Origin of the sequence: Rheinheimera oceanensis, assembly GCF_018831085.1 — a bacterium.
GTDB lineage: Bacteria > Pseudomonadota > Gammaproteobacteria > Enterobacterales > Alteromonadaceae > Alishewanella > Alishewanella oceanensis.
This window is the reverse complement of the sequence record NZ_JAGPNM010000003.1, coordinates 384,943-406,718: the sequence shown is the minus strand read 5'-3', so window position 1 is coordinate 406,718 and position 21,776 is coordinate 384,943. Positions and strand designations below refer to the sequence as shown.

23 protein-coding genes and 1 pseudogene are annotated in these 21,776 nt (G+C 48.0%); 10 read left to right on the top strand and 14 right to left on the bottom strand.

The window, feature by feature from the left end; genetic code table 11:
* The first annotated feature begins 7 nt into the window (after positions 1–7).
* Genes rsxC through nth form a run of 5 tightly spaced genes read left to right on the top strand, consistent with a single transcriptional unit; the run spans position 8 to position 5,255 of the window.
* A complete protein-coding gene (gene rsxC / locus J3B89_RS10005) occupies positions 8–2,221 on the top strand; it encodes an electron transport complex subunit RsxC (protein ID WP_215397387.1) in 2,214 nt (737 codons plus the stop codon).
* Positions 2,218–3,285, top strand: coding sequence for an electron transport complex subunit RsxD (rsxD, locus tag J3B89_RS10000; RefSeq protein WP_215397385.1), 1,068 nt, complete (start codon positions 2,218–2,220; stop codon positions 3,283–3,285). Before rsxC ends, rsxD begins: the two co-directional genes overlap by 4 nt.
* The gene (gene rsxG / locus J3B89_RS09995; RefSeq protein ID WP_215397383.1) at positions 3,282–3,908 is read left to right on the top strand and encodes an electron transport complex subunit RsxG; all 627 of its coding nucleotides are present in this window, start codon (positions 3,282–3,284) and stop codon (positions 3,906–3,908) included. Before rsxD ends, rsxG begins: the two co-directional genes overlap by 4 nt.
* A 10-nt stretch (positions 3,909–3,918) precedes the next feature.
* The gene (locus J3B89_RS09990) at positions 3,919–4,614 is read left to right on the top strand and encodes an electron transport complex subunit E (RefSeq protein WP_215397382.1); all 696 of its coding nucleotides are present in this window, start codon (positions 3,919–3,921) and stop codon (positions 4,612–4,614) included.
* An 8-nt stretch (positions 4,615–4,622) separates the two neighbouring features.
* A complete protein-coding gene (gene nth / locus J3B89_RS09985; RefSeq protein ID WP_215397380.1) occupies positions 4,623–5,255 on the top strand; it encodes an endonuclease III in 633 nt (210 codons plus the stop codon).
* A gap of 70 nt (positions 5,256–5,325) precedes the next feature.
* On the opposite strand, the gene J3B89_RS09980 is transcribed toward nth, so the two are convergent.
* Positions 5,326–5,628, bottom strand: coding sequence for a hypothetical protein (locus J3B89_RS09980; protein WP_215397378.1), 303 nt, complete (start codon positions 5,626–5,628; stop codon positions 5,326–5,328).
* 310 nt (positions 5,629–5,938) lie between these two features.
* Between J3B89_RS09980 and J3B89_RS09975 the strand changes: the two genes are divergently transcribed.
* Both J3B89_RS09975 and J3B89_RS09970 read left to right on the top strand, forming a co-directional pair.
* On the top strand, positions 5,939–6,295 hold the full coding sequence (locus J3B89_RS09975) for a type II toxin-antitoxin system RelE/ParE family toxin (protein WP_251372329.1): 357 nt from the start codon (positions 5,939–5,941) through the stop codon (positions 6,293–6,295).
* Positions 6,282–6,596 (top strand): helix-turn-helix domain-containing protein, encoded by a 315-nt coding sequence (locus J3B89_RS09970; protein ID WP_215397377.1) that lies wholly within the window; start codon positions 6,282–6,284, stop codon positions 6,594–6,596. The genes J3B89_RS09975 and J3B89_RS09970 overlap by 14 nt, the downstream gene beginning before the upstream one ends.
* A 64-nt stretch (positions 6,597–6,660) precedes the next feature.
* Here the strand turns inward: J3B89_RS09970 and J3B89_RS09965 are convergent, their stop codons facing one another.
* The 4 genes from J3B89_RS09965 to J3B89_RS09950 all read right to left on the bottom strand — a co-directional run bounded on the left by J3B89_RS09965 (position 6,661) and on the right by J3B89_RS09950 (position 9,473).
* Positions 6,661–7,824, bottom strand: coding sequence for a lipase family protein (locus tag J3B89_RS09965; RefSeq protein WP_215397376.1), 1,164 nt, complete (start codon positions 7,822–7,824; stop codon positions 6,661–6,663).
* Between the two features lies 1 nt (position 7,825).
* On the bottom strand, positions 7,826–8,437 hold the full coding sequence (locus J3B89_RS09960) for a DUF6795 domain-containing protein (protein WP_215397375.1): 612 nt from the start codon (positions 8,435–8,437) through the stop codon (positions 7,826–7,828).
* A 261-nt stretch (positions 8,438–8,698) separates the two neighbouring features.
* Complete coding sequence (locus J3B89_RS09955) at positions 8,699–9,040, bottom strand: hypothetical protein (protein WP_215397374.1); 342 nt, start codon at positions 9,038–9,040, stop codon at positions 8,699–8,701.
* Between the two features lie 91 nt (positions 9,041–9,131).
* The gene (locus tag J3B89_RS09950; RefSeq protein WP_215397373.1) at positions 9,132–9,473 is read right to left on the bottom strand and encodes a hypothetical protein; all 342 of its coding nucleotides are present in this window, start codon (positions 9,471–9,473) and stop codon (positions 9,132–9,134) included.
* A gap of 284 nt (positions 9,474–9,757) precedes the next feature.
* Here J3B89_RS09950 and J3B89_RS09945 point away from each other — a divergent pair.
* Positions 9,758–9,990 (top strand): annotated as a pseudogene (locus J3B89_RS09945) (endonuclease III); the annotation flags it as partial.
* Positions 9,991–10,242: 252 nt separating this feature from the next.
* Here the strand turns inward: J3B89_RS09945 and J3B89_RS09940 are convergent.
* Both J3B89_RS09940 and J3B89_RS09935 read right to left on the bottom strand, forming a co-directional pair.
* Positions 10,243–10,512, bottom strand: a complete 270-nt coding sequence (locus J3B89_RS09940) for a DUF2442 domain-containing protein (protein WP_251372328.1) — start codon at positions 10,510–10,512, stop codon at positions 10,243–10,245.
* 3 nt (positions 10,513–10,515) lie between these two features.
* Positions 10,516–10,773: a DUF4160 domain-containing protein gene (locus tag J3B89_RS09935; RefSeq protein ID WP_215397372.1), complete on the bottom strand. Its 258-nt coding sequence runs from the start codon at positions 10,771–10,773 to the stop codon at positions 10,516–10,518.
* Positions 10,774–11,059: 286 nt separating this feature from the next.
* Here J3B89_RS09935 and gloA point away from each other — a divergent pair, with 286 nt between their 5' ends.
* On the top strand, positions 11,060–11,461 hold the full coding sequence (gloA, locus tag J3B89_RS09930; RefSeq protein WP_215397371.1) for a lactoylglutathione lyase: 402 nt from the start codon (positions 11,060–11,062) through the stop codon (positions 11,459–11,461).
* A gap of 43 nt (positions 11,462–11,504) precedes the next feature.
* Here the strand turns inward: gloA and J3B89_RS09925 are convergent, their stop codons facing one another.
* From J3B89_RS09925 to J3B89_RS09900, 6 genes are all read right to left on the bottom strand, one after another.
* Positions 11,505–12,320, bottom strand: a complete 816-nt coding sequence (locus J3B89_RS09925; protein WP_215397370.1) for a substrate-binding periplasmic protein — start codon at positions 12,318–12,320, stop codon at positions 11,505–11,507.
* 112 nt (positions 12,321–12,432) lie between these two features.
* Positions 12,433–13,323, bottom strand: coding sequence for an aspartoacylase (locus J3B89_RS09920; protein WP_215397369.1), 891 nt, complete (start codon positions 13,321–13,323; stop codon positions 12,433–12,435).
* A gap of 133 nt (positions 13,324–13,456) precedes the next feature.
* Positions 13,457–13,663 (bottom strand): bacterioferritin-associated ferredoxin, encoded by a 207-nt coding sequence (locus J3B89_RS09915; protein ID WP_215397368.1) that lies wholly within the window; start codon positions 13,661–13,663, stop codon positions 13,457–13,459.
* Between the two features lie 138 nt (positions 13,664–13,801).
* On the bottom strand, positions 13,802–15,004 hold the full coding sequence (locus J3B89_RS09910; protein ID WP_215397367.1) for an ABC transporter permease: 1,203 nt from the start codon (positions 15,002–15,004) through the stop codon (positions 13,802–13,804).
* Positions 15,005–15,805, bottom strand: a complete 801-nt coding sequence (locus J3B89_RS09905) for an ABC transporter ATP-binding protein (RefSeq protein ID WP_215397366.1) — start codon at positions 15,803–15,805, stop codon at positions 15,005–15,007. It lies immediately after the preceding gene.
* Between the two features lie 23 nt (positions 15,806–15,828).
* Complete coding sequence (locus J3B89_RS09900) at positions 15,829–16,647, bottom strand: DUF3025 domain-containing protein (RefSeq protein ID WP_215397365.1); 819 nt, start codon at positions 16,645–16,647, stop codon at positions 15,829–15,831.
* A gap of 202 nt (positions 16,648–16,849) precedes the next feature.
* Here J3B89_RS09900 and asnB point away from each other — a divergent pair, with 202 nt between their 5' ends.
* A complete protein-coding gene (asnB, locus tag J3B89_RS09895) occupies positions 16,850–18,514 on the top strand; it encodes an asparagine synthase B (protein WP_215397364.1) in 1,665 nt (554 codons plus the stop codon).
* A 70-nt stretch (positions 18,515–18,584) separates the two neighbouring features.
* Here the strand turns inward: asnB and J3B89_RS09890 are convergent, their stop codons facing one another.
* Positions 18,585–21,773 carry an efflux RND transporter permease subunit gene (locus tag J3B89_RS09890; protein WP_215397363.1) on the bottom strand — a complete coding sequence of 1,063 codons (3,189 nt, stop codon included), beginning with the start codon at positions 21,771–21,773 and terminating at the stop codon, positions 18,585–18,587.
* Positions 21,774–21,776: the final 3 nt, after the last annotated feature.

Below are 21,776 nucleotides of genomic sequence, written 5' to 3'. Positions count from 1 at the left end.
TAGCGCCATGCCAGGTTTATTTCAGCAAATTCAGGCCGGTAAGCTGTGGGACTTCCATGGCGGTATTCATCCGCCGGGCCGTAAAGAGCAAACTAATCAAAAGCCGATTGCCGTATTACCGATACCTGACCGGCTGTATCTGCCACTGCGCCAGCATATAGGTGTGGCTGGCCAACTGCTGGTACGGGTAGGTGAACGGGTATTAAAAGGCCAGCAACTTACCAGTGCAGAAAACTCTATGGCGGTGCCGGTACACGCACCTACCTCAGGCACAGTACTGAGCATAACGCCCCATACCAGCCCGCACCCGTCAGCATTGCCGGAACTCACCCTGGTACTGGAACCAGACGGCCTGGACGAATGGCGCCAGCGCGAGCCGCTTAATTTTTTAACCTGCGACAATATGACGCTGCTCAGCCGCATTCAGGACAGCGGCATAGCCGGTATGGGCGGCGCCGGTTTTCCAACCCATATTAAAGCCGGCCTTACCCAGCCGGTAGATTATCTGATTATTAACGCCGTTGAATGCGAACCCTATATCAGTGCCGATGATTTACTGATGCAGGAAGCCGCCACCACCATTGTTAAGGGCATTGATATTCTGTGCCGCCTGCTTAACCCCAAAGCGGTATTAATTGGCATTGAAGATGACAAACCTATAGCCGCTGCGGCAATGATGGCCGCCTGCAGCCAGCGCGAGCATTACTATGTACGTATAGTGCCGACTAAATATCCGTCTGGTGGTGAAAAACAGCTTATTCAGCTGCTAACCAATAAAGAAGTGCCCAATGGCCGCCGCCCAGCCGATATCGGCATCGTTATGCAAAATGTCGGTACCGCTTTTGCTATTGCTCAGGCGGTGCTGGACGATCACCCACTGCTGTCCCGCATTGTTACCGTAGCGGGCGACACCTTAAACCAGCCACAAAATGTGCTGGCGTTGCTGGGTACGCCGGTGTCTGCTTTACTTGATGCCTGCGGCTTTCAAAGCCAGCCACAGCAACGGGTTATTATGGGCGGGCCTATGATGGGCTTTACCCTGCCCGACTTAAGCGTACCGGTAGTTAAAACCACCAACTGTATACTGGCTCCCACAGCACAGGAGCTGCCGGCAGCCAGCACAGAAATGGACTGTATCCGCTGCAGTGCCTGTGCCGATGCCTGCCCTGCCAGCTTATTGCCGCAACAGTTGTTATGGTACAGCAAAGCTAAAGACAGCGATAAGCTGCAAGAATACAACCTGGCCGACTGCATTGAATGTGGTGCCTGTGCTTATGTTTGCCCGAGTGAAATTCCTCTGGTGCAGTATTACCGGGTGGCCAAAGCCGATATTCGTGAGCAGCAACGCGAAGCATTAAAAGCTGAACAGGCCAAAGCCCGGTTTGAGGCCCGCAATGCCAGGCTAGAGCAAGAAAAACAAGAACGGCTGCAGCGCAACCAGCAACTGGCCGCCGCCCGGCAGCAACAACAACTGGCCAGTGGTGCCAATACCGCTGTGGCCGATGCCCTGGCACGTATTAAAGCAAAACAGGCCCTGGCAGCACCGGCAGAAGAGCGCAGTAAAGAGCAAATTCTGGCCGAGCGCGAGCTGAAAAAACAGCAAGCGCGTGAGCACCAGCAACAAAAAGCCCAACAACAAAAAGCTGAGCAGCAGGCTACAGAACAACACAATGAGCCAGCAGAGCAAACGCCGGCTGTAACTGAAAATACCAACAGCAAAGCCGCCGCCGTAGCTGCAGCTATTGCCCGCGCCCAGGCGAAAAAAGCGGCCCAGGCCGCAGAGCAACACGCGACAGAACAACAAGTAACGCCAGCGCCCAATACGGAAAAAAGCCACCAGGCTGAAGTATCAGCAGAGGCTGATCCACGTAAAGCAGCTATTGCTGCCGCTATTGCCCGGGCTAAAGCTAAGCAACAGGCGCAAACTGAACATGAAACCAATGCAGCACCCGCTACCGCCAGTACTGCAAATAAGCCAGCCGCAGGATCTGATATCGTTGCTGCAACAGAAGACCCGCGTAAAGCGGCGGTCGCCGCCGCACTGGCCCGTGCCAAAGCTAAAAAGCAAGCCAGTGCTGAAGCTACAGAGCAAACTGCAGCCAGCACAACAGGCGCACCTGAGCCAGATGTTGCTGTGACAGAAGATCCGCGCAAAGCGGCCATTGCCGCAGCAATTGCCCGCGCCAAAGCACGTAAACAAGCCGACAGTGAGAACTCATGAGTTTTAAAATCGCCAGCTCACCCCACCAGCATAACCAGCGTAGCACTGCACACATCATGCGCCTGGTGGCTCTGGCCTGTTTACCCGGCATCGCCGTGCAGGCGGTATTATTTGGCTATGGTGTGCTTATCCAGTTAGTGCTGGCAATCGTTACGGCCTGGATAAGTGAAGCCCTGGTATTAAAATTACGTGGCAAAGCCGTACTACCGCGCCTTAAAGACAACAGTGCCCTGCTTACCGCGGTATTACTGGCCATAGCCATACCGCCCTATGCGCCCTGGTGGATTATTGTTATAGGCACCGCTTTTGCCATTATTATGGTTAAACAGCTGTATGGCGGCCTGGGTAATAATCTGTTTAACCCCGCTATGGCAGCTTATGTGCTGCTGCTGGTATCGTTTCCACTGCAAATGACACAGTGGCTGCCGCCGCTGTCACTGCAAAGTGTTGATTTAACCCCGCTGGACGCTGTCTGCAGTATTTTTACGCACTACAGCTGCAGTGGCTTTAGCCTTAGCCAGCTACAAGCCAGCATAGATGGTATTACCATGGCCACGCCGCTGGATACCCTGCGCACCGATCTGGGCCGGGGCCTGACACTGGATGAAAGCCTGAACCGGCCGGTATTTTTTGCCTTTGCCGGTACCGGCTGGTTATGGGTAAACCTGGCCTATCTGGCCGGTGGTTTATTGCTTATTCAGCAAAAAGTGATCAGTTGGCGTATTCCGCTGGCCGTTATTGGCAGCCTGTTTGTATTATCTGCCATTGCCACTCTGGCCGCACCGGATACTATTGCCGGGCCGCTGTTTCATCTGTTTAGTGGCGGCACTATGCTGGCAGCGTTTTTTATTGCTACCGACCCTGTCTCGGCCTCAACTACCAACAAAGGCCGTTTGGTATACGGTGCCCTGATTGGCTTACTGGTGTTTTTAATCCGTAATTTTGGTGGCTACCCCGACGCCTATGCCTTTGCCGTTTTACTGGCCAATATGGCCGTGCCGTTAATAGACTACTACACCCGGCCCCGTACTTATGGTCACCGGCCGCGGAGCGAACTGAAATGATCCGAGCCATCAGTAAAAATGCCCTGGCGCTTGGCGCAGCAGCTGTATTTTGCGTCGCCATACTCAGCCTGGTAAACCAGCAAACGGCCTCCCGTATCAGTGAGCAGCTTCTGGCCAGCAAGCTGGCTATTTTGTCTGAAGTATTGCCGGGGGTAGACGCCAGCCAGTCGTTATTGCAGGATTGTGTACAGGTAACCAATGAAGCATTGCTGGGCCGTACCACCCCGCAGGCAGTGTATCGCTGGCGCCAGAATGGCGAGCTGGCAGGCTTTATTGTTGAAACCACAGCGCCAAATGGCTACAGCGGTAATATTGATTTAATCGTCGCGTTAACACCGGATGGCACTATTTTAGGCAGCCGGGTGTTGGATCATAAAGAAACACCGGGCCTTGGCGACAAAATAGAGGCCCGCCGCTCAGCGTGGATTTTCAGCTTTAGTGGTAAAGCAGTAACAAACGACAATGCCGGTAAATGGGCAGTACGCAAAGATGGCGGCGATTTTGATCAGTTTACCGGCGCCACTATTACACCGCGCGCGGTAGTACAGGCGGTACGCAATGCCGCCCTGCTGATACAGCAACAGCCTGAACTGGCCGCTATACCGGCCAACTGCGCTCTATAACGAGGCTACAATGAGTCAGTTTAAAGAACTAACCCTGCAGGGTTTATGGAAAAACAACCCCGGCCTGGTACAGTTGCTGGGCCTGTGTCCGCTACTGGCCGTTACTGCCACCGTGACCAATGCACTGGGGCTGGGGGCAGCAACATTACTGGTGCTACTGGGTTCCAATATTGCGGTATCTTTGGTGCGTAACCATGTTGCCAGCGAAATTCGTATTCCGGTATTTGTATTAATTATTGCCAGCCTGGTTACCGCCGTACAATTGCTGATGAATGCCTATACCTATGACTTGTACCTGTCTTTAGGTATTTTTATTCCGTTAATTGTCACCAATTGCGCCATTATCGGCCGGGCTGAAGCTTTTGCCTCAAAAAACCCGGTGCTACCCTCTGCCATCGACGCCATTATGATGGGCTTAGGTTTTATGCTGGTATTGCTGGTACTTGGTGCCATGCGCGAAGTGCTGGGCCAGGGCACCTTGTTTGACGGTGCCGACTTATTACTGGGTGACTGGGCCAAAGCATTGCGGGTAGAAGTATTCCACGCCGACAATCATTTTCTGCTGGCGATGCTGCCCCCCGGTGCATTCCTTGGTATGGGGCTGCTGATCGCACTGAAGAACGTTATTGATAATAAACTTAAGCAACGCCAGGCGGTGGAAAAAGGCAGTATTGCCCGTGCCCGCGTTACCGGCGCTGCGCAGTAAAAAAACAGATGAATAAACAAAAACGCATAGAAATACTCAGCCGCCTGCGCGCAGCTAACCCAAAGCCCACTACCGAGCTGGAATACAGCTCGCCTTTCGAGCTGCTGATAGCCGTGCTGTTATCCGCCCAGGCCACCGATGTTGGGGTAAATAAAGCCACCAAACATTTATTTCCGGCAGCGCGTACCCCGCAGGCGATGCTGGATTTAGGCGTAGATGGCGTAAAGCACTACATAAAAACCATTGGTTTATTTAATACCAAAGCCGAAAATGTCATTAAAACCTGCCGTATTCTGGTAGAACAACACGGCGGCATCGTTCCTGAAAACCGCGAAGCACTCGAAGCCCTGCCCGGCGTTGGCCGTAAAACCGCCAATGTGGTGCTAAACACCGCCTTTGGCTGGCCTACCATAGCAGTAGACACCCACATTTTCCGTGTGTCTAACCGCACTAAACTGGCACCGGGTAAAAATGTTGACGAGGTAGAACACAAGTTACTTAAAGTGGTGCCAGATGAGTTTAAACTCGACGTACACCACTGGCTGATCCTGCACGGTCGTTACACCTGCGTCGCGCGTAAACCGCGCTGCGGCAGCTGTTTAATTGAAGATTTATGTGAGTTTAAAGACAAGACGGAATAATTAAATAGCTGATTTTGTAGTTGAACATGGTTAACATAACGATCTGCGATGTTTACGGCGATTATTAGCTTTATTCTTGCACCATTGGATAAAACGAGTAACCATCTCCTGGTTTACGCTTAATATAAGTAAACCAATTTACTTTACAGATTTCACTGAAATAAATCATAGGTGACGGTGATTCGCCTTCTGGCAATTTAACTAGCTTGTGAAGGTGTTGATCGTTTTTAACTAACTCTACAGCTTTTAATTCAGCTTGTTTTTGGTCATCCGCTTTGACCCACCGAGTGGTAAAAAAGCCAAGTAATTCTTCTTTACCATCGAGCTCTATGAAAAAGTTTTCACCTTCCAACAATACTTGAAAATAACTCATATCTTCCCTGTAAAGCTAACTGCTTAGCTGTTTTATCCGGTGCGTTATTCAATGACGACTAAACGGCACGGTTCGCTTAATTTTGTTATAACTGATGCTAATGGAATTTGTTTTTTTAGGGAACAATTAATTTACAGGCTTTTGTAGCAGATGTATTGATTTCTGATACTTTTTGCCACTCAGTGCTTATCACTTCAGCTTCAATTTACAAGGTAGTAAAAGCTGCCTGTAAATTAGCCTTGCGTATAATCGGCCTTCCGACAAGCAAATTGGCGTTGCTTAATATAGGCAATTTGCCTACAATTTGGCAATGAACGCGATTTTCTTCGAGACATCCGTTTTTACAAAAACGGTCAGCCATTACTTAAATGACGAACAATACAAGGAATTACAGCACTTTATGCTGTGCAATCCTGATTGTGGTGACGTCATGCCAAGGACAGGCGGCTTCAGAAAGCTCCGCTGGGCCGATGAAGGGCGCACAAAAGGTAAGCGCGGTGGTCTAAGAGTCATCTATTACTGGTTGGGTCGTGACAGACAATTCTGGATGTTTGCCATTTACGACAAAGATGAAATGGAGAACCTAACGTCTGCCCAGGAAAAACAGTTAAAGCAGGCTATTGAAGCAGAGTTAAAAGCGAGAGGTATGCAAGATGGCAAAGCGTGATTTGTTCGCAGAGCTTATGCAAGGTGTCAGTGAAATGGCAGAGCAACGCCAGGGTAAGGTCACACTGCGCAAGGTTGCTGTAGAAAACAAACCTGTGCCAATTGTCACAGCAGAGGAAATAGTCGCGTTAAGGCAAAAACTACATTTATCTCAGGCAGTATTTGCCCAAAAACTACGCCTGAACCCGGAGACACTTAAAAATTGGGAACAGAGCAAATCTAAACCCAATGGCCAGGCGGCTGTTCTGATTAAGCTGGTCGAAAAATATCCCGACATGATTGAAAGGCTGGCGTCTGTTTAAACTACAGAGTAATTTTCTAAACAAAACATGGCTTTTACATCACCAAGGATTTATATATACGAATTTAGCTTACCATCTCAATCGCTTTGCGAGCCACGCGATACATTGTTTCCAGTGTTATCTTAAACACCCAGCGAATAAAACGGACCGTAAGCTCAGTAACGGCCGTGGTGACTTTACCGGCAAATACCAACATATGACCCAGTAAGCCTTTAACCTGCTCGGCAAATTGGCTGCTTATGTTTGCAATTTTTTCTACTGCCAAAGCCAGCACATCATAAAAGGTCATGATTCCGCCAATAGTCATTTGCACAGATATCGCAGTTAACATGCCAGCGTCTTTTAGTAGAGTAATCAGAGCATGGCTTAGTCGCTCTTGCCAGTGAGTACTGAAGCTGCATTCAAATCGGCGGTCGTAAAACAGACGAACAGCTTTAACTACGTCGCCCCGTCGCTGCAAGTTTTCCCATTGACCCCGCGATGTTATGACATAACCTGGATTTTCCATCATCGAGTGCGACGAAACCTTAATACCCGTTGCTGATGTTAAAAGCACACTACTTCCATTCAACGGAGCGTGATAAAACGGCCATACCGGCACCATTGGTACAGGATCATCGCCATGCAAACAGCGATAAATACTGTCAATACTGCCCGAAGACTTGAGCGCAAAGTCGTTTAAACCTACCCTCGGTGCGCCATAGGTGTATAGGGCAACGCGATTCCCGAAACGTTGTTTAATCCAAATTGCTGCAAGGCTTGCCAATGCACCACCTAAGCTATGGCCTGCACAATGAACAATACCATTGCTGTTTGTATTAAGTAGCGGTGCCAGTTGCTTCTCCAAAGTGGGCTGCATGCTTTTAAATACTTTTTGAAAACCCGAATGCACCGCGCTTTTGTTGTCAGCTATGGCCAAACTGGCGTTCGCATTACTGAACCAGTCCCGGCCACTTGTCATGTCAGTGCCGCGAATTCCTAATGCAACATCACCCGCAAAATGGTTTTTACCCTTGCCGACAATAGCGAAGCCTGTGGTATTGTTAAATATCTTAGAAATCACGCTGCCTGAAGTGCCGTGGATTACTCCGCCTGTTTGGTTAAAATCAAAATACTGAGTTACAGGTTTGTGGGTAGGTGTAAAGTTTTGCCCCGCTTTCAGTTTTTGTGCTTCATAAGGTGACCTTGCAAGCCATACTGCAGTTTGTGGTGGTAAAGATCTTTGCATTTCAGAATCCTTCCTGTTTTTCAATCATTTGATCAAGCTCTTTCAGCTTTGCTTCTATTTCCTCATCTGACCACAATGCGCCTTTGGCGCTTGGAAAATAGCATTTGGTGTGAAAATGTTCGTCGAATGCATCGTGTATATCGTGCGTTTTTAGCTCATGATATTTTCTCTCCGCAGGAAGTTCACAGCGCATATCCGCCATGACTCTATCAAGACTTTCCCAGCCTAAGTGGTTCAGAGTTCGAATATCGAAAATGGAATCTGTGTCGTCAGTTTCTGGATGCTTAACTATGAGCTCTAAACCAATTGCAGCATCAAACAGAACCCGCCTAACCTTTAACGTTTTTTTGGTAAAGAAGAATTGTCCGTCAGCGTTGGTTGTAGCGGTATCAGAATATTTCTTATCTTGGTAATACAGTTCGCGTGTTACCCGCATATTTACGACTGGTCGACCTTGTTCGGTTATAACCCCGTGTATTTCAGGCGACCATTGAATTTCTGTTCTTTTTAACCAACCAAACACACCTGCCTCCACATTCGTTGCTAATACAGAAAGTATCAGGCCTAAGCCAACGGCTATCGCCTTAAGATTAAGAGGCTGCCATCCCAGCATTACGACCATCCTGTAAAGAAAATAGTGGTTAGCATTATAAATAGCCAACCTGTGCCGTCAATATTTTTTTACAAATAACACAAAATAGTTAACACATTTTATTGATGATAATTTAGATTAAGGGTGTAGTGAGAAAGGGGTCTGAAAGAGGGGCGGAGTTAATAACCGCATTTTTCAAGTACCTGAAATATATTGGATTAACTCGATGTACCTTTAATTGTCTCTGCCCCTTTTCCCAGCGAGAGAGGCGCATTGCTATATTTATTTTGAAGACACACCGACTTTCGTAGGTGAGGATTTTGCCAACTCTAAAACCTCGTAGTAATTTAGACCATCAATTTTTTTACCAATGATGAAATAATTAATTTCGTCAGTCATTGTAGGGTCACCTAATATATCGTAGACACTAGTAACATCTGAAAACTGTATTGCCATCAGCGCCATCAAAAATTGCAATTGCTCTGCAGGCTTTAAACGTTTGGTAACATCAGTAACACCCTGCTTCGTTGATTCAATTGTCGAACCATCAAATACATAATCCCTTTTTGTGCTAGCGCACCCGACAACAAGAGTCATTAATAAAGCAAATAATACAAGTTTCATTGAATCTCCTTATAAAGATAGACGCCCGCCCCCCTTGGAGGCATTGTAGCCGTACAGTAACGGAAAGGCAGTCCAAGCCCTGCCACGATTGTTAGAGGACTGCAAGCGCACGGAGCTTTTCACCTAGCCTTTGCATCTCTTCACACGTATAGCCAACCAGAGTTGGCATTTCCCAATCGTAAAATTTATCATCCGAGGTTGCTTGGAAAACCAGGTTACTGAGCGCCGCTAACTCTTGTGTTGTAAATACACCTGCATAAGCTGCCTTAATGGCCTCGGCAAGAGGCTCTGTGACGTTATCAATAACGCTTGTGGCAATAACAATATCACCGCCCGCTTCGACCTTTACCAAAGCTTGCGCCAATGCTTGCTTGATGTTGTCACTGCCATTCGACATTGCCACCTCTACCGAATATTCAGCAGGTCGAGCCATTCTTAAATATAACCTGCCTTTGTAAATTTAATGTACAGGACATTACACTGCTTCTTTTAAACTTACAACAACTCACAGGTACAGCTGATATTTGTGCCGGCGATAAATACGGGTTACCCCGCCTAACAGAAACACGACCGGGTTTGGGCTTTATATGCATACAAATACTGTGATTTCCACACGTTAAATACCAACACCAATATCCGCTTTTGGCACTCAGTTGCCCTTCCGGGACAGTTGAATATGTTGCCATCAGCTACCGCATTGCGAATTTAGTCTGGCATACTATCGCCGTCGACACACATATTTTCCGTGTATCTAACTGCACTAAGCTGGCACCGGGTAAAATGTTGACGAGGTAGAACACAAGTTGCTTAAAGTCGTGCCAGATGAGTTTAAACTCGACGTACACCACTGGCTGATCCTGCACGGCCGCTACACGTGCGTAGCACGCAAACCACGCTGCGGCAGTTGTTTAATTGAAGATTTATGTGAGTTTAAAGACAAGACGGAATAATTAAATGGCTGATTTACATAGGTTCTTAAGGTGTGGAGCAGCTCGCCTACTAAACCTAAACCATTTCGCCGTAAACACCAAACCCAACCTTGAATTGGAAATGCCAAGCGTTGGGAGTCACTTTTACATGCGTTGTCAGGCTCTTTTTACCCGACCCTCTATATTCCTCAGAGTGAATATCCAGCACCTCAACCGAGCAATCGACTATAACATGTGGCATTTATCTTCCTATATACGCTGAATTGCTAACGCTCAAAGCAGCTGCGTGGTACGCGTCGGCTGGCTTTGCTTGTTATGCAAACTTTTAAGAAACTCTGGAGCCAGATCTGCTCCATTTGGCCAAACAACAGTCTCAAGCTCTGGATCAACCGATACCTTTCTGAAAACAGTGATTTCCTTCAGCGGTTCAAATACAGGCCCATTTAGCACCCCATCCAGATCGATTTCACCAGAAGTACCATCATCAAATGCTACCCAGATTTTGTAATCAGCTACGTATTTTGCAGATTTAATGTGCAACATAATTTACTCCAGTGGTGCAATGTAATTTAGAGGTTCCCCGGCTCGGGCTCGACGCCAGTTTTCTTCCAATTCTGTTTTGTGTATACCTATCCATTCCTGGACAAAGGAAGCGGCTCGTTTGGGCAACTCCCCTTCCAATATGGTTCCATCAAATGCAAATAGTGCTTCGTAACCAGAATATTTTGCATGAAAATGCGGTGGATTATGATCATTAAAATACATTGCAATCAAAATCCCATAAAAGCGACTAATAACTGGCATTTACCTACCCCTCGAAAAATATAGATCTATCATATTGCATCGGGGCTGACAGTCAAATCAGGCATAACGCTTTAGCGGGTCGACCCGCTTTTAAACACGGGTTAACCTGCCTAACAAAGCCCGAACCGGGCTTGGGCATTATATGCATACAAAAAAGCTGGTTTCAGGAATTAGTGCCCGAACGACTATCAGCTTTTGGTACTCAGCTATCCTGCCAGAGCAGCAGAATATGTTACCATTACCGCCTGCACTACGAGTTTAAAGACAAAACCGGATAGGAGTTTGTATGAGAATGCTACATACCATGCTGCGCGTGGGTAACCTGGAAAAATCACTGGCGTTTTACACTGAAGTGCTGGGCATGAAACTGCTGCGCCAGTCAGAAAACACCGAGTATAAATATACGCTGGCGTTTGTGGGCTACGGCGATGAAAGCGAAAATACCGTGCTAGAACTGACGTATAACTGGGGTACCGACAGCTACGATTTAGGCAATGCCTATGGCCATATCGCACTGGAAGTAGAAAACGTATACGACGCCTGCGAAAAAATACGCGCTAAAGGTGGCGTAATAAGCCGCGAGCCGGGCCCGGTAAAAGGTGGCACTACTGAAATTGCCTTTGTACGTGATCCGGATAACTACGCCATAGAACTGATCCAGAAAAAAGACAGTTACGACACGCTTTAAGTTTGCCACAAAGTAAACAGCATAAAGCCAGCGTAAGCTGGCTTTAGTATTTTGGCTGAGCGGCAAAGTCTTCCAGCCGCCGGATAATCTGCTCGCTATACACCGGCTGATATAACTGACGCATGGTGCCATCGCTGTAGCTTTGTTCCAGTGCCGCCTGCCAGCGGGCAATACGCTCGTCTGACACATTGCGGGAGAACGCCAGATAGCGTTTACGCTCACTAAGATACTTTACCCTAACCAACTGGCTGCCGGCTTCCTCGGCATAGGCTGAAAACCCTGGCACCGACAGCTCGCTTACCGCCATTAGATCGGCCCGGCCTAATAACAGCATATCCAGACAATCGCCGGATTTACTGGTTAATATCAGGTTTTTTCCTTCGGTAAAACCCAGGGCTTTAATGTCATCTATCGTGGCGGAGTTACGATAATTACAGACAGTGTAGTTTGTTGGTAATGCGGCCAGTGACGGCGCCTCTCCTACCCGGTGCTTTAAACCATATAAAGCCATCTGATAGTGTTTAAGCGGCCCGACCCATTTGAACCAGGGTTCGCGCTCTGCTGTGCGCACAGTTTCAAACAGCACTATATTATCTTCAGATCTGGCAATGCTCAGCGCCCGGCCCCAGGGCATCAGCTCTATAGTGCCCGGGTCGTCCAGCCGTTGTTGCAGTATACGCACCAGGCTGGTTGTTACGCCGCTTACCTCACCCTGCTCGTCCAGATATTCTCCCGGCGGGTTATGCTCGGTAAGAAAACGCAGTGGCTGTGCCTTTACGGTACCGGCCGAAACACACAACCCCACACTTAGCACCCAGGCGCTTAATTTAACGTTCATACAGCTTAATTTAGCGTTCATTCGGCACCATTGACATAGCCAGACTACATTATTAATAACAGTTTAATAACACAGCAATTGCCAAAAGAAAACCATAATAATGAACATGATACAGATGTCAGACCATACAGCATTAGTCCAGCGTAATAACAACTTTTTCATTTAGTGACATCGCCAGATTATTGTCGTAATAAGCGGCTTCGTTAATAAAGGTTGGGTATACCGTTACGTCACCATCGTAATAAATCTCGCTGCCGTCAAACAAGGTAAAAATCGGGTCGCCGGGCTTAATCGGCTGATAGTCTTTGTCCTGCACATTTTTATGTACCATACCAATACGCTCGCCCCTGTCATTCATTGGCAGCTTAATACTGTGCAAATAGCGAAAGGCTTCGGTGTGTTTAGGTAGCGGTGGCAGGCTGGCAGTGTTGTACAGCTCAACAAAATCAAGAATATGCCGCGTCATGGTGTCCATCAGCTCCAGTACGTCCTGGCGTAATACTGATTGCGGCTGTGGCCCTACTTCTACCAGTACACCATAACGGCCCAAAGTGCACATTAACGCGTGATCTTCAGCGGCAAAGTGATCTTCGTCACGGGAAATAATGGCTTCGGGCATCACCATTTTTACATAAGCGGCCAGCTGATTATAAAATGGCCCGGCCTGGGTCAGTATTAAGCAGGCGCCCATATTGCTGGTGGTGTTATGTAAGTCAATCAGTAAGTCGGTTTTGGCGTTGCCTTTAGGGCCCAGTTGGGCGTTAAGCACTTTGGCCCGGCTTTGTTCGTAATTGGCCAATCCAGGGTTGGCTAAATCGGTATTTTTAAACTGGCGGTTTAAATCACTGTGCAAATAACGTTTGTTGGCGTAATGCGCCTCGGGGTTAGCCCATACCAGCTCGGTATTAAAACTGGCACGGCTGACTAAATCTGGCTTAGCCTGATATTGCTTAACTAAATAAATACCTGAAAATTCATTGCCATGCACACCACCAACAATGGCAACCTGCTTAATTTTATCCATACTTTTTCCATAACTGCTGCGGTTATACCAAGCCTTAGCTTAGCCTAAATTATTAGCGTTATTATGACCAGTGCCGGGCGGAAAAAGAATAGATACAGAATTTAAATGCCTGAAATAAGCATATAAATGCAGATTAAGCAGCTGGCTGTGCCAGTGTTAAAGAGGTGTCGGAAATACGTACCAGTTCGTTATGCAGAATTTGCTGAGCCTGACAGGTACACTTACCACATTGGCTGCCTACACCGGTGCACATTTTCAGTTCACGCATGGTGGATACACCTTCAGCCACTTTTTGCTTAATGGCTTTATCGGTAACAGCTTTACACAGGCACACGTACATAACAGTACTCCGCTAACAAAACGCCGCCATTTTAATATTACTAAGAACTATTATCAATAGTATTTATAAACCGGAGCCTGTCGTAATAACAGCGCCGGCAAAAGCCGGCGTTGTCTGGGTGCTACAGCCTGGGCTGTTTTAGCGAAACAGCACTTTTTCCTGCTGGAACCAATGTACGCAAAAACCAATAGCAACGCTGGCTAACACCAGAGTAGAGCCAAAAATTAACGCTAATAAGCCATAATCGGCAGTGCCTTTAATCAGCTCTTTAATTGCCAGTGCTACATTCATTATTGGCACCAATGCAGTTTTACCTGTTAACTCAACACCCGGCATCATAGCGGCTACCAATGGCAGAAAAATCATGATTGACAGCGGGCTGATATAGTTTTGTGCTTCTTTAAAGGTACGGGCATATATCGATATCGCCAGCAGCAAGGCTGCAAATACTGCTGAGATGGGCAGCAACAACGAGAAAATCAGAATAAGCTCGGTAATCGCTATCGCTGACATCGCTTCCTGCACTACCGCCATACCGGCGAAAGAGCCAATAATCGCGCCCCAGATACCAAAGCTGCCTACGGTGATCAATGCCCCCACTAAGCCGGTGGTTAATACCGTAAAGAACTTACCCAGTACTATGCTAACCCGGCTTATCGGGCAAATTAACAGGGTTTCCAACGTACCGCGCTCTTTTTCACCGGCGCCCATATCAATAGCCGGATAAGACGCGCCCAGTAAACATAACGGAATAAGAATATAGGCAATTACCGCACCGAATTTTTCACCGATATTCTCCCGCTTGGCGGCAGTGTCCACCTTTTGCACCTCTACCGGTTTTATAATAGCGGCAAGTTTGTCCGGGTCGACATTCAGCTGCATTAACGTATCGCGTTGTAGCTGTTCATTAAAATTGCCCAGCACTTCAGAAAAGTAGCGGTACATAAAGTCAAATTGTGATGACTGGTTATAAATAATCTGCCACTGAGATTGCTCGGCAGCCTGGCGTTTGGCAGAGAAATCGGCCGGGATCACAATCGCCACATCAAACTCATCATTACGGATAGCCGCCACCAGTTCTGCTTCTGTGGTTTTATCCGTTTTAACTTGCTTAAAGTTTTTATGATAAAACAGCGCATCGGCAAATTTGGGCGCCTGCTCTGCGTTAATAATCACATAGCGGTGCTCAGCCTGCATGGCGGTGTTGGTGGTGCTGGATAACACCAGCCCCATTACACCAAAGATCACCGGGAAAATAAAAATCGGCAGTAAAATAACAAAAATCAGCGTTTTTTTGTCGCGCATTAATTCAGTAAGTTCTTTCAGATAGACTTGCCACATTTATGCTGCTCCCTGCTGGTTTGTTGCACTGTTTAGTACGCTTAAAAACGCCTCGCGTAAATCACTATTGCCGGCTAACGCCCTGAACTGGCTGATGTCACCGGAAAAAGCGCTGATGCCTTTATCAATAACCACCACTCTGTCGCAAAGAGATGCCACTTCGTCCAGATGGTGGGTAGAAAAAATCACCGGCGTACCGGCTGCTTTTAAGCCTTTGATAAAATCCAGCACCGTTTGCACTGTCATAATATCCAGCCCGGTGGTGGGCTCATCCAGAATAACCACTTTAGGGCTGTGCACTACAGCCCGGGCAATGGCGGTTTTTTGCTTCATACCGGTCGACATATTATCGGCACGGCGGTTGGCAAAATCATGCATGTTAAGCAGCGTAAACAGCTCGTCGATACGCTGCTTTAAGGCACTTTCTTTCATGCCGTGCAAACGGCCAAAATAGGCGATATTTTCAAAGGCGGTTAATTTGCCGTACAGGCCGGTATCAGCCGATAAAAAACCGATTTGCTGGCGCGCTTTTACCGGCTGTTTTAATACATCGACCCCATTTAACAGCACTGAGCCGGCATCGGGTTTTAAGGCAGTAGACAGCATACGTAGCGTGGTGGTTTTACCGGCGCCATTTGGCCCCAGCAACCCCAACACTTCGCCTGCGCCGCAACTAAAGCTGACATTGCGCACCGAGTGAAACGCCTCTTTGCTGTAACGCACATCTTGTTTTTCGGTATCCGATAACTTGCTGTTTTTACCAAGTGCAAACGCCTTGGCTAAATCCTGAATATCAATCATGCAACTGTCCTGTTGTCGGGGCCTCAGCGCTGTCGCCGTGGCCGGAAATAGTCAGTATTGTGGTAAAACCCCGCTGCTTCATTGTCGTTATACCAGCGCGGTACGCCCAGCAACGGCAAAGGCGTTAGTTGTTGATTATCAAGAAGTACTGCCTCGTTAGCAATTTGTTCGTGCAATTTAACATCAACAAAACTGTAAGCAGCTGTTAAAGGCCACTGGCTAAAACCGGCCGGTACTGCAATAAACAGGGCTTTGGCGGTTAAACCAATAAAAGGTGCCGTTGCCATTTCGTACATGGCATGGCCGAAAATCATTGGCCGTATGCCCTGCCACCAGTCACTGCGCTTTGTTACAAAGCTTTGTTGCCACTGGTGCTGGCGCAGCAGTTCAGCATGCTCAAGTGCAGCCGGTTCAAGGCAAAGCACCAGGCCGCATTCATCAAACAGCGTTAATTTATTCCGCAGCTTGCTACGCTGTTTCAGGCCGTGTTGAGCAATTTCTGCCATATGCAGCTGATTTAACAGCGCTTTGGTTTTTGGGTATAAACACCAAATAAGCGCACCAAAAAAGTCGTGCCAGTTGTCCTTGCGGGTAGGTATGCACTGAGTGGCAAAAATATATTCTTCATAGTAGCGGCCATCAGCGCTAAGCGTGTCATTATCAACAAAGCTCACGCCCGACTGCACCAGGCACTGATTAAGCCAGCCAATATCAGGGTAATCTGTTAACTGATCAACGCGGAAACGCTGACATAAATCAGCAAATATCGGGTTGCCAAGCAGCAACGCTGTGTTCCAGTCTGCCGGTGGCGTAAAGCGGATTTTTACTTCAGTTTTTTGCATAGGCTATCTTGTCTGTTGCTGTCGCTGAAAACCCTCAGCATGAATTACTTACGAAAAGCGCGAAAAAGCGCTTGCAATTTTAGCATGGCGTGGCACATTCAAGGGGTGCGTTTAGACGTACATACTGCCAAAACCACCCGTATAGGTCGAAATCTATAGGGTACAAAATGTGTTTACACGACATTAATTAATAGAGGTTATCATGTGTTCGATATTCGGGGTGCTTGACATCAAAACTGATGTTAAAGCCTTGCGCCAGCAGGCGCTACAGTTATCCAAGTTATTACGTCACCGCGGGCCAGACTGGTCTGGCGTGTGGAATAACGACAATGCCATTTTAGTGCACGAGCGCCTGGCGATTGTAGATACTGAAAATGGCGCCCAGCCCCTGATTAATGATAATCGAAATCACATTCTGGCAGTGAATGGCGAGATCTACAATCATAAGCAGCTCGAAAAAGGCCTCGCAAGCCCTTACCCATTCAAAACCAAGTCAGACTGTGAAGTGATATTACCGCTATATCTGGAGCACGGCAGCGATTTTATTGATCAGCTGCAGGGCATGTTTGCCTTTATTTTGTACGATGCTGAGCAAAACCGTTACCTGATTGCACGTGACCATATTGGTATTATTCCGCTGTACTATGGTTACGACGAGCACGGCCAGTTGTTTGTCGCCTCAGAGCTAAAAGCTCTGGTACCGGTATGTAAGCAAATTAAAGAGTTTCCGCCGGGCCATTACTTTGACAGTAAAATTGGCGAGCTGCGCAAGTACTATCAGCGTGACTGGCAAAGCTATGATGCAGTAAAAGACAACCCGGCCAGTTTAACTGAGCTAAAAGCTGCGCTGGAGCACAGCGTAAAAAGCCATTTAATGTCTGACGTGCCCTACGGAGTATTACTGTCAGGCGGGCTGGATTCGTCGCTTATTTCGGCTATTGCCCAGCAATTTGCCAAACGCCGGGTAGAAGATAACGACGAGTCTGAAGCCTGGTGGCCACGGCTGCACTCTTTTGCGGTCGGCCTGGCCGGTTCGCCGGATTTAGCCGCGGCGCAAAAAGTGGCCGATGCCATCGGTACCGTGCACCACACTGTGCATTTTACCGTACAGGAAGGTTTAGATGCGCTGCGTGATGTGGTGTATTTCCTGGAAACCTATGATGTAACCACCATTCGGGCCTCAACACCGATGTATTTGATGGCGCGTAAAATTAAAGCCACCGGTATTAAAATGGTGTTGTCAGGTGAAGGCTCAGACGAACTGTTTGGCGGCTATTTATATTTCCATAAAGCGCCCAACGCGAAAGAGTTTCATGAAGAAACCTTACGTAAGCTGGACCGGTTGCATATGTTTGACTGCAACCGCGCTAACAAAGCGATGTCGGCCTGGGGCATTGAAGCCCGGGTGCCGTTTCTTGACAAAGACTTTATGGATGTGGCCATGCGCTTAAACCCACAACAAAAAATGTGTGGCGGCGGCAAAATGGAAAAACACATTCTGCGCCAGGCATTTGATGGCCTGCTGCCGGATGAAATTTTATGGCGCCAGAAAGAGCAGTTCTCTGACGGCGTGGGCTACAGCTGGATTGACAGCTTAAAAGCTCATGCCGAAAAAGAAGTGTCTGATCAGCAAATGGCTACCGCCAGCTTCCGCTTCCCGGTGAACACACCAGACAGCAAAGAAGCCTATTACTACCGGGTGATCTTTGAAGAGCACTTCCCACACGCCGGAGCTATTGCCTGCGTACCAGGGGGTAAATCTGTTGCCTGTTCAACGCCGGAGGCGCTGGCCTGGGATGCAAAAATGGCGCAAATGACCGACCCGTCCGGCCGCGCTGTACGCGATGTACATACCCAGGCTTATTAAGCTGTAAGCTAAAACAACAAGGCCACGCAATTGCGTGGCCTTTTTTATGCGTCTGGTTATGTACAGAACACTATTTCTGAAACTGTTCCTGTTGTGTCTGTGGCGCGACACGGGTGTCAATTTTATTATCTTTACTACGGAACAGGTTTTTCACATCTTCCAGTATTACATAAAGCGCTGGTATTAACAGCAGAGTAATAACGGTGGCGAACAGGATACCAAATGCCAGCGACACCGCCATCGGCACGACAATTTTTGCCTGCAGGCTGCGCTCCAGCACTATCGGTGCCAGGCCAACAAAGGTAGTAAGCGAGGTGAGCAATATTGCCCGGAAACGCTGTGCACCGGCCTGCGATACCGCCTGACGGATAGATAAGCCTTCTTCACGCGCGCGGTTAACAAAGTCAACCATCACCAGAGAGTCGTTTACTACCACCCCGGCCAGCGCAACTAAACCGAAGATCGACATAATGCTCATGCTCAGGCCAAGCACCATATGGCCTATTACGGCACCGACCAAACCAAACGGGATCACGCTCATAATAATCAGCGGTTGGCTGTACGATTTCAGCGGAATAGCCATTAAGGCATAAATACAAAACAGCGCAAACACCCCGGCTTTCATCAGGTCAACCTGCGCGTCCATTTCATCCTGGCTGGCTCCGTCCAGCTCGCCGGTTACACCTTCGTATTTAGCAGTTACTTCTGCGATAACCGTACGGCGCATTTCACCTACAACTTTGCCAGGTTCAATGGTCGATTTATCGGCCGCAGCGGTAATCGTAACTGCACGCTCACCATTTACCCGATTTATAGCGCTGAAACTGGGCTGCATGGTATAGCTGGCCACCTGATTAAACGGAATTTCGCCGCCATCAGCCGTGCGGATACGCATATTTTCCAGGCTGCCGACAGAGCTGCGTTCGGTACGCGGGTAGCGCACCATCACCTTTACTTCTTCGCCATCGCGCTGTACCCGCTGCGCTTCTGCACCGTAAAAGCCATAACGTACCTGGCGGGCTACATCTGACAGGGTTAAACCAAGTAAATGTGCTTCAGGTTTTAACTGCAGCACAATTTCGTCATTGCCGCCGAGTAAATTATCTTCAATATCATAAACACCGGCATATTCGGCTAAACGGCTTTTTAATTCTTCGGTGGCCAGTTTCAGGTTGTCCAGATTAGTGCCACGAAGTTGCAAGGCTATGTCGGCACCACCGCCACCGGCAGTTGAAGCATTAATCTTAAAAGCTTTGACACCGGGAATATCCGGCATTTCGGCGCGCCAGCGGTTAGCAATTTCAAAACCATCAATTTCACGGCCTTCGCTTTTTTCCAGCTCAACCACCAACTGGCCGGCAGTATCACTGTTTAAAAACACTAAGCGGTGCTTGATAATGCTGTCATTGTATTCGGCATATAGCTTGTCATTGGCCCGCACCAGTGCGGCTTCAGCTTCGCGCAAGGCATTTACTGTAGCCTGGTTTGACGAGCCTTCCTGCATGGTTAAATTAGCATTGATAAAGTCACTGGGAATATCAGGGAAAAACACCCAGCGCACAAAGCCCCCACCGAGCACACCAAACATCAGGATCAACATCGCCATAAATGCCGCCATAGTGACATAACGGTAATGAATACAGCGCTCAACAAATGGCTGATACCATTTTTGGATAAAGTGGTTCAGGCCGGACATCACCTTCATCCGCACGGCTTTTAATGTATTACTGCAAGCACGGCCACAGCTGTAAAAAATGCCTTTGCGCTGTGGATCCCACGGCTTGGTATCCATATTGACAATATGCGACGGTAAAATTAACTTTGACTCTACCAGCGAGAAAATCAGGCACAGCACCACCACCCAGGCAATAGAGCCCCAAATCGGGGCCTGGGCTCCGCCTACCATTAACATAGGAGCAAATGCCGCTATAGTGGTTAACACGCCAAAGGTAGCAGGCATGGCCACTTTTTTCGCCCCGGCAATGACCGAATCTACCGATTTACCGCGCTTTTCAATTTCGCTGTAGGCACTCTCACCAATAATAATGGCGTCATCGACCACTATCCCCAATACCAGAATAAAGCCGAACAAACTGATCATATTGATCGACACATTAAACATGGGTAGCGGCAACATTGCCATAGCGCCAAGGAAGCACACCGGAATACCCACCATTACCCAGAACGCAATGCGAAACTCCAGAAACAAGGTTAGTGCCAGTAATACCAGAAAGGCGCCCATTACCAGGTTGTTGCTCATTAAATCAAGCCGGCCCTGCAGGTAGTAACTGGAATCGCCCCAATGCGCGATAGAAACAGACGACGGTAATTGTTTTTGTTTACGCTCAACGTAAGCTTTTACCTGGTCGGCAATTTTCAGGGTGTTGTCATCCCCCACTGCAGCAACCCGGATAGACACCGAGTTTTTACCATCGAAGGTTGATAAGTCTTCCCGCTCGATAAAGCCATCGTTGATAGTGGCAATATCTTTTAACGATAAGCGCGTGCCATCGGCAAAAGTCAGCAGCACTATGTCTTCAAAATCTTGTAAAAAGTAAGCCTGGCCTTTAGTACGCAGCAGGATATTGCCGCTGTCAGATTTAATAGAACCACCGGGCAAGTCGACAGAACTGCCACGGATAGCACTAACCACCTGCTCAAAGGTCAGGCCGTATTCTTTTAACTTTAACTCAGACAGTTCAATTGACACTTCGTAGTCACGGGCGCCAACCACTTCCACTTTACTGACACCCGGCAATTTACGCAGCTCATCGCGGATATCTTTAGACAGCTCTTTTAACGTGCGCTCAGTGGCATCACCATACAACGACAGCCACATTACATCGCTTTCAAACCGTACCCGGTACACTACCGGCTTTTCGGTTTGCTCCGGCAAGGATGAAATGGCCGACACCTGGGTTTTAATTTCATCCATAACCTCCTGCACGTTGTAGTTATTAGCAATTTCAGCGCGCACTGTAGCCAGGCCCTCAACCGCAGTTGAGCGAATGCGCTTAATACCGTTAACACCGCGCAGGCTTTCTTCAATTTTATCTATAACCCCGCTTTCTACTTCCTGCGGTGCCGCACCCAGATAAGGCACGCGGATATTAACCTGCTCGAGTAATATTTCAGGAAACATCTGTTTCTTAATGGTAAAAACTGAGGCTATACCGGCAACCAGAATAATTGCCATCAGTAAATTAGCCGCCACGCTGTTACGGGCAAACCAGGATATTAAGCCCTTATTGGTATCCATGCC